The following is an 11,636-nucleotide window of genomic DNA, read 5'->3' as shown; positions in this document are numbered from 1 at the left end:
GGCACCCCATCGGGAACGGGACAGCATGAGCACAGCGCATCGATCCGACCCGGTGCAAGGCGACGGTGATGTCGGTCAGGCGTCAAGCTGGTTCGAGGTGCCGTTCACGTTGCCGCGGTGCGGGCTGCCTCCACTAACGCACTGTCGATGCGGGCACCATAGCCACGCACAGGGAAACACTTTCTTGAACCGACGCGAAAGGTGCGGTGAGCTCTGACGTCCATATCGGCACGGACGGCGGCGCAACCAGGGTCAGGAGCAGCAACCCTCACCATATGCCTCCAAATCGTGTGTCCGAGCGAATACGCTAACGATTCATCAAGCCGAAACAATCGGGGCATCTACGACCCGGCCGATCGCCCCGCGCGGGTCTGCCTCGCTAACGACGTTCTTGGCGTTTTCATTCGTTGGTTTCCGCGGTCGGCGATCGGTGAAGGTGATGGCATCGCGTTCAGCGCGGGCTTCATCAAGCCCGGTCAGCCGGCGTTGTCGTTGCTCAGGCGTCCACTGGCTCGAACGGCTATCACGATCCCTGGGCACCTCGATCATGACCTGGCCCGTCGCTTCGGTCAGAACCGTCTTCGGTCGGGTACCGTTACGCACGTTCGCGCCCTCACGGCCTTTCGGGAATGGTCCTCTTCGGGACGGAGGTACCTGGTGAGTTGCTCGTTCTACGCCATCTCGAGCACCGTTTTCGCGAACTGATTAAACAGACCATTCGGGCCCGTGCTCAGCACGTCGGGCCAGAGTGACACCGTCAAAGAAACAGCCCGAGCCGCAGCCGTTTTGTACCGTGCATTTGCGGTGCAGGTGGGCCGGGCGAGAATGCTGGTGCAGCGCGCTACGACTGAGCCGCATTGCTGTAGTCGTGGAGTGCTTTTTCTCGGTCGGCGAGGTTGAGTTCGGCGCGAGCTTCGAGTTCTCCATCGGGAGCTTCCTCGACCGCGATGAGGGAGCCGTCCGCGTTAGGGAGGGCGCGGAGGATCTCGTCGAGCTTCCTTTGAGTGGCGGATTGTTGCCGGGACTGGGTGTGCTGGATCGCGAACACCATCACCAGAGTCACTGAAGAGCTCGTGATGTATAGAACTGTGTCCCACCAGTCCGGGAAGTCCGTAACGATACCGAACACGACCCAACCCAGAATCAGCAGTGTAGCGACCAGCCCCGCGGCAGCGTGAGAGCTCACCTCGCCGATACGGTGAAGCAGCAAACTACCAACCGACCGCCCCGACACCCGTTTCAACGCGGCCTCGCCGTCCCGACCGCTGATCAGCCCTCGGCGCCAATGCCGGGCACCTTCGCGCCGGCTGACCCAGGATCGGCGCCAACCGAGCTCATCTCGAGACTGTCCACTCACCGCTACCACCGATCCTTATCACCAGGACACCTGCGTCGTGTCCGCGCGGCAGGGTCATCGAACAATACCCTCATGACCTGAAACTTCGCAGCGGGACCTGCCAGCAGAATGCGCTCCCTGTACACGGAGCCGACGCCCACAGGAGACGGGTGAACAGCTCGGGCGTGGTGACAGCGACATGACCTTCGCCGACGCTACCGACAAGTACCGCTGGAACGCAAGTACCGCTGGAACGGTGCCCTCACCGCGTTAGCGGACCTGTAACGGGCACAGTTCCCGGCTCAGCCGGTGGCGAAGTGCGGGGGCTGGGTGCTGCTCCGTCGATATCAGATGCCGGCGACCCGGGTCAGGGGCCGCCGAGCCAGTGGTCGATGCGGTGATGGTCGGGCGTGAAGCCGTGCGCGACGCCCCAGAGCACGGCTTGGGTGCGGCTGGTCACGTCGATCTTCTGGTAAATGCTCCGGATATACGACTTCACAGTGTTGGGGCTGAGGTAGGTGAGCGCGGCGACGTCAGCGTTGCTCTTGCCCTGGGTGATGAGGGCGAGGATCTCGGACTCGAGGTCGGTGAATCCTTCGTGCCGCCCGGGCCAGTCAAGGCGCCACGCGAATCGGGGTGGGGGCCATGCTGGAGCTCATAGTTTGAACGTACCCCAGAACACCATCGCAGATACCACCCCTAAGGGTATCCCAGCACACCTCACAGGCTGGTTAGCTGACACCTGCCGCCCAGCCCCCGGGCGGCAGGCACGCGCCGCGTGCGCTAACTAAAGGATGTCATCATGCTCGGTCTCATCATCAGCCTCATCGTCGTCGGCCTCATCGCCGGAGCCCTCGCCCGCCTCATCGTTCCCGGTAAGCAGAACATGTCAATTCTCATGACGATCGTGCTCGGCATCGTCGGGTCGTTCGTCGGCGGGTTCCTCGGCTTCCTGATCTTTCAGCACGACCCGATGGACGGCTTCTTCCAGCCCGCCGGCATTATCGGTTCGATCATCGGTGCGATCATCGTGCTCGTGATCTACACCGCCGTCACCGGCCGCCGCTCGGTGAGCCGCTAACCCTTATGCGGAGAAAACTTCTTCTTCTGGGTATCGGCGCTCTAGTACGGTTCTTTCTCAAAACGCAGACCGCGCGATAGACGAAATCGTGCACGGCCGATGACGAGACCCTGCCGGCAGCGGATGCACTGACGCAGGTTGATTCGTAACACGGACGGCATCTGGCCGAAACGATGTCGTTTTACCGTGTACAAAAGAGTGGACAGGATCATGACGGACGGGTTAGGAAGGCCGAAACGGCGGGGCCGGAAAGTGACAGCGAAGAACATTGCCAAGGAGCTGTTCGACGCGGGCCTTCAGGGCGAAGCCTTGTACACGGCGATGTGGGAATGGCACGACCTGACCGGCCTCGAAACACGCGACATGTTCACCCACTACCAGCAACTACAAAAACGAACCGGTCCCTCAGCCTGACACCAATGGGGAACTCACCCGCAGAGTCCTCACACGTGCGACCACCGCGTGCTCATCGGTCGGTGACATCGCGTTACGTGATAGTTCGGGTGAGAACTGCCCAAACCAGCGCCGAGCGTCGTCCACGGCCCTGATCTCGGCAGCAACGCTCCAACGACTTCGTAATAGATCGGTCGAACTTCTGCTTAGCGGTGCCCGTAAGAGAATCGGCTTTCGAACGCTCTCGCTCGTACGCTTGTGACATGCCAGCCTGTGTCCGCTTCGCTCAGCAGCAAGACTTGCGTGCGATCGAGCAGGTCGAAAACAAAGCCGACCGAATGCTGATCGACCAGTTCAATCCCGACGAATGATCCGCCGCTCGGCTGGGAGACTTTCGGGCATCCAAGTCTGGCTTCCTGCTCGTCGTTGAACTCGATGACGGTAACGTCGCCGGCTTCGTCCACGTCATCGAGTTCAACGGCATCTGTCATCTGGAACAGCTGTCAGTAGCACCTCAGCATGCACGACAGGGCTGGGGCCGGACGCTCGTCGAAGCCGCGAAGCATCACGCACGAAACCGTGTTTACCTCCAGATCTCGCTTCGTACCTACGTCGACATCCCCTGGAACGCCCCGTTTTACGCAACTGCTGGCTTCATCGAGGAAGAGCCAACAACATCTTTCCACCGCTCTCTCATCGCCATCGAGGCCGAGCTGGGTGTTGACCGATACGGACGCCGAGTGCATATGGTTGCACCCCTTGCCGCTCCTCGTCCGTGGGAGGATCCCTCGGCGGGCATGTGATCGGCTCTGAGACACGAAGAGTTCGGGGTTCGCCGACCGACCCTCCATGCTGTTACTTATTGCACCCGTCGGATCGCCGGGAGGGACACTCCGCGGCGAAGCGCCTCGGGGCGCGGCGAGTAGATGCGCAGCATCGGTTGGAACCGGCCCGAGGGTGCGGGCAACCAGTTGGACTCTCGCTGATCACCTGGGGACGGATGCTGGATCAGTAGATCCAGGGACCCATCCCTGTTGTAGGCGAGCGGGTTCCGGTCACCGATCGCGAACCGATCGATCGGGTTGGGAACTTGGAAGCCTTCCTCGTCATACATCGTCAACGACCAGAACGCATCCGCTGGCGGCAGCTCCTCAGCCTCGAAGTGCAGGACGTAAGAGTGCTCGCCATCCAGTAGCTCCCCGGTGTCATCGATGGCGGTTCCCGGATAGAGGGCGTCCTCGGGGAGGTTGCAGCCCAGACCGCCGAGGGCGACCATCGCCCGCCGACGGTAGTCGGTCGCGTAGGTCCCGCCTTGGATGGTCATCCACCCGTTTCGCCACACACCCAGACTGCCGTCCGTCGTCGACCCGATGAGATCCTCTAGTGCCTCAGCAGCGCCGGCGTTGATCGCGTCGATCTCCTCGGCTGTCCGAGTGGTGGAGTCGAACACCTCGCCCGAGATGACTCCGATGCGTCTCATCCGTTCAAGGATCGGATAATCGTTCGGGTGCGCCGGGTGGATCAGCAACAGCTCGGTGGCGTACGTCAGAAGCTCGATGCCGCTCATCGCATTCACTTGGTAGAGCGGAGGAGTACGGTCATCGACGGTGGTATCGATCGGCTGATCGTCTGGCCAGACGAACTCGGTGCCCCACCGGCTCAGCGGCACGGTAGAGAGGCCGTCCTGGATGGTGTGCACCGTGGGGTAGTCATCGACTCCGTTGCATTGGGTGCGACCCATCACCCAGACCACTGGCGTCGGAGCGTGCACCAAGGACACCCCGTCCGGCAGCACGCCAGACCATCCCGGGGCTGCGATGGCGAAAAGGCGTTCCTGGCCCTGGGTGGTACGTGTACCCGGAACAGCGAACACGTCAGTCCACATATCGAGCATGGGTGTCAGGTAGAAGCGGCCGTTCGAGTCGGGAACCGTCAGCACGATCGGTTCATCGCGCACATCCAACCACGCGAACGAGTACAGGGTATCGAAGTTGAAGCGCACCACGTCTCTCGCCTCAGCCTCGGGATAGTGTCGGAAATGCGCGAACCTGTTCACCGGTGCCCGCCCCTGTTCGCCACCGGCACCAGTGACATTGGTGGCCTGCTTCCTGGTCACATCCATCGTCACCAAGGGATAGAAATACTGATACGCCTCAAACGCGATCGCCTGCACTCCATCAACACTCATCCCTAACCCCATCTGCCTGACTGCGCCCCTACCAGGTGCTGTGATCGCCAGTATGGCCGATCACGCCCCAAGACGGAAGAAGCCCCAGCCACCTGTCGCGACGGAACCCAGGGACAACTCTCATTGCGGTGAGGCGCACCGCGGTGCCGTCATTGCGGGGCTACCCGTCTACCAGGCTCAGCGAAATCGCGCGAACAAATACCGCATCTGCAACGTGCTCGACGTCACGCATCGCATGGGTTTCGATACAGAACAGACTGACAGTCGTATGAATCGCCCACGGTTCCCGTTGATCGTTTCGCGCCGAGTTCGACGATCCGATCGGTGTAGACCATAGCCATGTAGTGCGACCCGTGGCTAGCTGACCATTAGAGTTACGATCCGAGTGATGCGTGAGCCCATGAAGGTTACCGCCGTCGACCGTTCGAATGCACCGGCATTTAGAATTACCGGCACACTCGCACGGCTGAAAGTCAGCTGAGTCAGGTCACAGTGTTCTGGTGCGCGAAAGGTCAGACTCGAGTCACCGGATGCGATGGGGCTCGAAGGCAGCGCCGCCACCGGGGTAGTCAAGAACTGCCGTGGAGGAATTGTGACGATGACTGAGATGCCGGCCGAGATTCAGGCCGACCATTACCGCAAAGTGCTCGGGCACTTCATCACCGGTGTCACCGTGGTGACGGGAATACACGATGGCGAACCGGTGGGATTCACGTGCCAGTCGTTCGGCGCGCTCTCGCTTGAGCCACCGCTGATCTTCCTGTGCCCCAGCAAATCGTCGACATCGTGGCCCAAGGTCGCCGAGAGCGGGCGATTCGGTGTGAACGTGCTCGCTCATGACCAGACTCAGCTGGGTCGTGGCTTCGCACAGAGCGGTGCCGCTAAATTCGCCGGGGTGGAATGGTCGGCGGGCCGCTCGACGGGTGCGCCCATGCTGGCGGGCACCCTGGGCTGGCTGGAGTGCGAAGTCGAGACAGTGCACGAGGCTGGTGACCACTGGATCGTCGTCGCCCGAGTGCTTGACCTCGCTGCTTCTGCCGGAAGGGGGCCGCTGACCTTCTTCCGTGGTGCGCTCGCCGGAATGAACTAATGCAGCTTGCTGGACCTGGGTCACAGACCCAAGTCGCGGGTGTAGAAAGACTGTCTAGGGCAGAGGAGAAATAATGACGTTTCCGATCGTTAAAACAACCGACGGTGTGCGGCTTCATGTGACCGACAGTGGAGCTAGCGGTGCAGCCGATCCGATTCTCTTTCTGCACGAGTTTGCCGGAAACTACCGAAGCTGGGCCGCGCAGGTAGCGGCTTTATGTGACGAGCATCGATGCATCACCTTCGCTGCGCGCGGCTACCCGCCGTCGGATGTTCCGGCCAACTCCGACGCCTATTCGTGGCAGCGAGCGGTTGACGACGCCGTCGCCGTTCTGGATGCGCTGGATATCGAAAGCGCTCATATAGTCGGCATCTCGATGGGCGGGTACACGGCCGTGCAAGTCGGTCTGAAGCATCCGGAGCGCGTTCGTTCAGTCATGGCCGTGAGTGTCGGCTCGGGGTCAGACCCGGGCATCCGATCGGCCTATCTCGAGGAGGCGCGGATTGTCGCAGACCAGCTACGCGCCCGGGGAACTGAGTTCGTCGGCCGAAGCATGGCTGAGGGTCCAAGCCGGATACAACTGAAAAACCGAAGCGCGGCAGCGTGGCAGCAGATGATCGACCAATTCGCCGAGCAGTCGGCCGACGGAATGGCGTTGACCATCCTCGAGGTGCAGGCAAAACGTCCATCGTTCCATGATCTGCTCGACGAGCTGTCGACGTTCGCCAGGCCGCTTCTGGTGGTCGACGGCGACGAGGACGAGGCTTGCCTGTCGACGGGCCGACTACTGAAGCAGACGGTGCCGGCGTGCGGCTGGCGGGTTCTGCCTAACAGTGGCCACGTGCTGAATCTCGAAGACCCGGCGCTGTTCAACGACATCGTTCGCCGCTTCATCGCTCAAGTGGAGGTTGGAGCATGGCCCGAACGTGACCCTCGGTCGAAGGTCACCCTACAGTTCAACCTTGAGAGCGAAATCGCGGTGTCAGTATGAACCGTGTCGAGTCCGGGATCTCACCGGCGGCGCTCGAAGCGTGGTCAAAGAGCATCTTCGCCAGTCAAGACACCGAGGTGCGGGACACCCTGCTGGCCGACAGTCAGTTCAGGTCGTACGCGGCCGGTGAGCTTATCTGCGACGCGACCGGCGGCGACTTCCGCGTTGCGCTGATCCACCGTGGCCAGGTCCGCGCCCAGATCACATCATTCGACGGGCGGGCTGCGACCACGCGATACCTCTCTGTCGGCCAGATCACCGCCCTGCCGGCGATGCTCACGAACGGCGCTCCCTCGTCGCTCGCCGCGGTCACGTACTGCGAGGTCTCGCTTCTGGATCCGAACACGTTCCGCCGGTTGCTGCGCACCCGCTCCGACCTTTGCTACCGGCTCGCAGTGCATTTGGCTGAATCGACGTATGAAGCTGTCATGTACATGGAGGACAACCTCTTCGGCACTGTACAGAAGAGGTTGAGCAGGCATCTGCTCGAAATGGCGACGCCGACGGTGAACGGGCTACTGGTGCAGACCGATCAGACCGAGTTGGCAAACGCGATCGGATCGGTTCGCGAGGTCGTCTCACGCGCGCTGAAGAAGCTGAGCGACACCGGAGCGATCCGCCGTTCACGTCGGCAGATCTGGATCGAAGACCCGGCGCTGCTGCAGTCGTTTGCGTCGGCGACCGGTGCGCCGCTGATCGACGAGCGGGTAGCTGCCAAGACGGAAAATGCTGCGGCCATCGATTCCAGTGTGCAGAGAGGCCCCCGTGAGCACGTACGCCCTCGATGACGAGCTCGTCGCCGCTGCGGCAGCTCTGCCAACATTCGATCGAGCCGACGTTGCCGAAGCGCGCCGCATCTACGCGAGCCGGTTCGCGGCCGCGGCTGGACCTGCGAGTTCTGCCAGCACGAGCGATGCGACCGGTAGCGAGTCGGCAGACCGCGACGGGGTGACGATCGAACGGCGCTCTGTCGCTGCAGTAGACGGCTGGATGATCGCCTTGCGCATCTACCGCCCGCAGACCCGCACTAACCGAGCCGCTGTCTACCACGTACACGGCGGCGGATTCATGATGGGTGACCTCGAAATGAGCGATCACCGCAACCGGGAGATCGCAACCGAGGTCGGCAGCATCGTGGTCTCGGTCGACTATCGACTGGCGCCCGAGTGGCCCTTTCCGACGCCGCTTGACGACGTTTTCGCCGGCCTGGTATGGGTGCACGAGCACGCCGATGACCTCGACATCGACCCCGCGTCGATCGTTCTACACGGGGTGAGCGCCGGGGGCGCACTCGTCGCCGCGACCGCGCTGCTGGCCCGTGACCGCGGCGGCCCCCCGGTTGCCTTCCAATTCCTTGCCTCACCGGTGCTGGATGATCGACTCACCTCTGACAGCAGCAGGCGTTTCACCGACACCCCCGCTCTTACGCGTCACGACATTGAGGTGTGCTGGTCGCTCTACCTCCACGGGCGGTTCGAGGGCGTCGATGGTGCTGTCGCAACCAGCTGGCGTGAGAACGCTGAGACGCCGGCGCCCTACGCGGCCCCGGCCCGGGCATCCGATCTACGCGGTCTTCCGTCGACCTACATTTCGGTTGCGGAGTTCGACCCGCTGCGCGATGACGGTATCGCGTACGCAGATGCGTTGCTGGCGGCGGGAATTCCGACAGAGCTGCATCTCTTCCCCGGCACTTACCACGGGTCATCGGTGATTCGGGAGCCGGCCATCAGCAGGCGCGAACGCCTCGAAGAGATTCACGTACTGCGACGCGCCGCCAACCCGACCAGACGACCGATTGAAGGAGAAGAACCTCATGCCTGATGCGAGCACACCCGGTGGCGATGCCAAGCAACCGCATTTTCTGAGCGGTATTCGCGTACTGGACATCACCGGAGCCCTGGCCGGCCCGTATTGCACGACGATCCTCTCCGACCTCGGTGCAGAGGTCATCAAGATCGAGCCCGTCGACGGTGACTCGATGCGAAGGCGTCTCGTCGGGCCTCAAAAGCGGCCGTTGCCTTTCGACCTGGTGCATCGCAACAAGCGGAGTCTCGCGGTCGACCTCAAGAGTGAGCGCGGGCAGAACGTAATCAAGAAGTTGGCGGCGCGGTCGGATGTGCTAGTCGAGAACTTTCGGGTCGGCGCGCTTTCGAAGCAAGGGCTCGGCTACGACGACCTGAAGAAGGTCGCCCCGAACCTGGTCTACTGCTCAATCTCGGGCTTCGGTCAATTCGGGCCCATGCGTGACGCGAAAGGCATCGATCTGGTCGCACAGGCCTACGGCGGACTCATGAGCGTGACGGGCAGCACCGACGGCACCATCGCGAAGGCCGGCTATCCGATGGGCGATCTCGGTACGGGCATGTGGGGCGCAATCGGAGTGCTCGCTGCTCTGATGCGTGCCCGTTCGGGCGGCGGCGGATCGTTCATCGATGTTTCGCTGGCCGACACGATCGCCGGCTGGTCGGTGTGGGAGGTCGCCGACTATGTCGGCACGGGTGAGGTACCCGCTCCCCTCGGAACCGCGCACCGTCTGGTCGCGCCGTACGAGGCATTCCAGTGCGGTGACAACGAGACGCTGGTAATAGGGGTGACCGATCGGTCGTGGGGAGATCTCTGCCATGTTCTCGGAGTTGGGTTCGCTGACGAGCCGCGCTTCAGCGGCGAATCCGCTCGCTTCGCACATCGGGCAGAGCTTGCGGCGCTTCTGCAGGAGCAGTTCGGCACGCGATCTCGCGACGAGTGGATCGGTCTTCTGCGTAAAGCGGGAGTCGCGTGCGGACCTGTGAACGACATCGCCCAGATGCTGGATGCTCCGCAGTACGCTGCGCGCGACATGTTCCCGAGCGATCAAAAGCGATTCGGGCACGCCCGAATGGTCAACACCCCGATGATCGCCGACGGCGCACCGCGGGCCACACGCCGTGCTCCACGCATCGGTGAAGACACGGTCGCCCTGCTCGCCGAGTTGGGCCTGGCCGACGACGAAATCGATGCGCTAGCGAGTGATCACGTCGTCGGTGCCGAGGCCTCGCTCGCCTCGGTTGCTGTGAACGCGGGTTGAGGATGACCGGCGAGGTGCGCTTCGACGTCGTCGACCGGGTGGTCTGGATGACGATCGATAGGCCCGAGAAACGCAATGCCCTGTCGGGCCCGATGGTACAGAACCTGATCGAGCACATCGAGTGGATCGACGCACAGCCCGACGTGGCCGCCGTCGTGCTGCGCGGGTCGGGGGGCAGCTTCTCGGCAGGCGGTGATCTCGACGAGCTACGGGTGCCCGACGCGGCGCATGTGGAACAGTACCGAGTGCGCGCCGAGCAGGCGGTCGTCGCGCTGCGAGCTCTGAGGCAGCCCAAAGTGGCGCACATCGACGGTGCCTGCTTCGGAGCGGGATGCAGCCTAGCGCTGGCCTGTGATGTGCGCATCAGCTCTCCGGCGTCAGTGTTCGGCATCCCCGCCCTCGCGAATGGTCTGGTCTACGAGGCTCCGTTCGTTCACCGACTCGTCGAGACAATCGGTGCTGGTTCGGCTGCCTTGCTGCTATACGGCGGTAATCGGTGGAGTGCTGCCGAAGCCGCGACTCGAGGGTTGGTCGACGAGTGCTCTGTGGATGCTGCGTCCATCGTCGAGGCAATCGCCTCGAATCTCGCACGGGCCGATCCCGAGGCCGTCAGGGCGAACACCGCGGCAATCAGGGGAGTTTGAGTGGACTTACAATTGATCGGCTCGCGCGCGATCGTGACGGGAGGATCGCGTGGGCTCGGATTGGCGATCTCCCACGCACTCGTCGGTGAGGGAGCGCGCGTGGCGGTGGTCGCTCGTGACCCCGATCGTCTCGCCGCCGCGGCGGCGGAACTACGCGCAGCCCACCCAGGTGCCGACGTTCTTGTGATCGCGACGGACACGACCGACGACGCATCCGTTCGCACCATGGTCTCTCGAGTGGCGGAAGAGTGGGGCAGCGTCGACGTGCTGGTGAATGCCGCTGCGCAGCCGTCCTTCAGTGCGGCGTCGGCAGAGCTCGCCCATCTCACGGATGACGATGTCGCGGCTGATTTCGACATCAAAGTTCTGGGATACCTACGCTGTGCCCGCGCGGTCGCGCCGTTCATGACGGCTCAGGGCAGGGGGCGCATCGTCAACATCTCGGGACTGAACGCAAGGCGTACGGGCTCCGTCTCTGGCACCATCCGCAACGTCGCTGTCGCCGCGCTCACGGCGAACCTCGCCGACGAGCTGGGGCCGTCGGGCGTGAGCGTGACCGTCGTGCATCCGGGCATGGTCGAGACCGAGCGCACGCCTGCGCTCGTCGCCGACCGTGCCGTGTCGAGCGGCCGCAGCGAGACCGAGGTACGTGCCGAGCTCGCTGCATCATCGAGCCTCGGCCGACTCGTCACGCCAGAAGAGGTCGCCGACGTCGTGGCGTTTTTGTGCTCCCCGCTTGCTGCTGCCGTCACGGGCGACGCCGTGAGTGTGGCCGCCGGCAACCGCGGTGTCGTGCACTATTAACGTTCGCTTGAAGGAGGGCCGTTAAGAGTCAGGAACATCGACATC

The 11,636-nt window shown here is 63.0% G+C and carries 13 protein-coding genes and 2 pseudogenes; 10 read left to right on the top strand and 5 right to left on the bottom strand.

Annotated features, from left to right (window positions below):
- Positions 1–318: 318 nt before the first annotated feature.
- From IEX24_RS19095 to IEX24_RS19085, 3 genes and pseudogenes are all read right to left on the bottom strand, one after another.
- Positions 319–609, bottom strand: a pseudogene (locus IEX24_RS19095) (transposase); the annotation flags it as partial.
- Positions 610–841: 232 nt separating this feature from the next.
- Positions 842–1,357: a low affinity iron permease family protein gene (locus IEX24_RS19090; RefSeq protein WP_188681320.1), complete on the bottom strand. Its 516-nt coding sequence runs from the start codon at positions 1,355–1,357 to the stop codon at positions 842–844.
- A 346-nt stretch (positions 1,358–1,703) separates the two neighbouring features.
- Positions 1,704–1,955: pseudogene (locus tag IEX24_RS19085) on the bottom strand (response regulator transcription factor); the annotation flags it as partial.
- A 183-nt stretch (positions 1,956–2,138) separates the two neighbouring features.
- On the opposite strand from IEX24_RS19085, the gene IEX24_RS19080 reads away from it, so the two are divergent.
- Both IEX24_RS19080 and IEX24_RS19075 read left to right on the top strand, forming a co-directional pair.
- The gene (locus IEX24_RS19080; RefSeq protein ID WP_188681318.1) at positions 2,139–2,417 is read left to right on the top strand and encodes a GlsB/YeaQ/YmgE family stress response membrane protein; all 279 of its coding nucleotides are present in this window, start codon (positions 2,139–2,141) and stop codon (positions 2,415–2,417) included.
- Between the two features lie 252 nt (positions 2,418–2,669).
- A complete protein-coding gene (locus tag IEX24_RS19075; RefSeq protein ID WP_188681316.1) occupies positions 2,670–2,831 on the top strand; it encodes a hypothetical protein in 162 nt (53 codons plus the stop codon).
- Positions 2,832–3,016: 185 nt separating this feature from the next.
- On the opposite strand, the gene IEX24_RS19760 is transcribed toward IEX24_RS19075, so the two are convergent.
- Positions 3,017–3,301 carry a hypothetical protein gene (locus IEX24_RS19760; RefSeq protein WP_229715592.1) on the bottom strand — a complete coding sequence of 95 codons (285 nt, stop codon included), beginning with the start codon at positions 3,299–3,301 and terminating at the stop codon, positions 3,017–3,019.
- On the opposite strand from IEX24_RS19760, the gene IEX24_RS19070 reads away from it, so the two are divergent.
- Positions 3,194–3,613 (top strand): GNAT family N-acetyltransferase, encoded by a 420-nt coding sequence (locus tag IEX24_RS19070; RefSeq protein WP_308419029.1) that lies wholly within the window; start codon positions 3,194–3,196, stop codon positions 3,611–3,613. The two genes, IEX24_RS19760 and IEX24_RS19070, sit on opposite strands and share 108 nt — an antisense overlap.
- A gap of 56 nt (positions 3,614–3,669) precedes the next feature.
- On the opposite strand, the gene IEX24_RS19065 is transcribed toward IEX24_RS19070, so the two are convergent.
- Positions 3,670–4,998 carry a DUF1254 domain-containing protein gene (locus tag IEX24_RS19065; protein WP_203586070.1) on the bottom strand — a complete coding sequence of 443 codons (1,329 nt, stop codon included), beginning with the start codon at positions 4,996–4,998 and terminating at the stop codon, positions 3,670–3,672.
- 598 nt (positions 4,999–5,596) lie between these two features.
- On the opposite strand from IEX24_RS19065, the gene IEX24_RS19060 reads away from it, so the two are divergent.
- The 7 genes from IEX24_RS19060 to IEX24_RS19030 all read left to right on the top strand — a co-directional run bounded on the left by IEX24_RS19060 (position 5,597) and on the right by IEX24_RS19030 (position 11,591).
- On the top strand, positions 5,597–6,088 hold the full coding sequence (locus IEX24_RS19060) for a flavin reductase family protein (RefSeq protein WP_203586071.1): 492 nt from the start codon (positions 5,597–5,599) through the stop codon (positions 6,086–6,088).
- A gap of 73 nt (positions 6,089–6,161) precedes the next feature.
- Positions 6,162–7,079: an alpha/beta fold hydrolase gene (locus IEX24_RS19055; protein WP_188681312.1), complete on the top strand. Its 918-nt coding sequence runs from the start codon at positions 6,162–6,164 to the stop codon at positions 7,077–7,079.
- Positions 7,076–7,867: a Crp/Fnr family transcriptional regulator gene (locus IEX24_RS19050; RefSeq protein WP_188681310.1), complete on the top strand. Its 792-nt coding sequence runs from the start codon at positions 7,076–7,078 to the stop codon at positions 7,865–7,867. The genes IEX24_RS19055 and IEX24_RS19050 overlap by 4 nt, the downstream gene beginning before the upstream one ends.
- Positions 7,845–8,900: an alpha/beta hydrolase gene (locus IEX24_RS19045; protein ID WP_203586072.1), complete on the top strand. Its 1,056-nt coding sequence runs from the start codon at positions 7,845–7,847 to the stop codon at positions 8,898–8,900. Before IEX24_RS19050 ends, IEX24_RS19045 begins: the two co-directional genes overlap by 23 nt.
- A complete protein-coding gene (locus IEX24_RS19040; RefSeq protein ID WP_188681305.1) occupies positions 8,893–10,143 on the top strand; it encodes a CaiB/BaiF CoA transferase family protein in 1,251 nt (416 codons plus the stop codon). Before IEX24_RS19045 ends, IEX24_RS19040 begins: the two co-directional genes overlap by 8 nt.
- A gap of 2 nt (positions 10,144–10,145) precedes the next feature.
- Positions 10,146–10,787, top strand: a complete 642-nt coding sequence (locus IEX24_RS19035) for an enoyl-CoA hydratase/isomerase family protein (RefSeq protein WP_188681303.1) — start codon at positions 10,146–10,148, stop codon at positions 10,785–10,787.
- The gene (locus tag IEX24_RS19030; protein ID WP_188681301.1) at positions 10,788–11,591 is read left to right on the top strand and encodes an SDR family NAD(P)-dependent oxidoreductase; all 804 of its coding nucleotides are present in this window, start codon (positions 10,788–10,790) and stop codon (positions 11,589–11,591) included.
- The last annotated feature ends 45 nt before the right edge of the window (positions 11,592–11,636 follow it).

Origin of the sequence: Subtercola lobariae (assembly GCF_014640255.1) — a bacterium.
GTDB lineage: Bacteria > Actinomycetota > Actinomycetes > Actinomycetales > Microbacteriaceae > Subtercola > Subtercola lobariae.
This window is presented reverse-complemented; position numbering and strand designations above follow the sequence as displayed.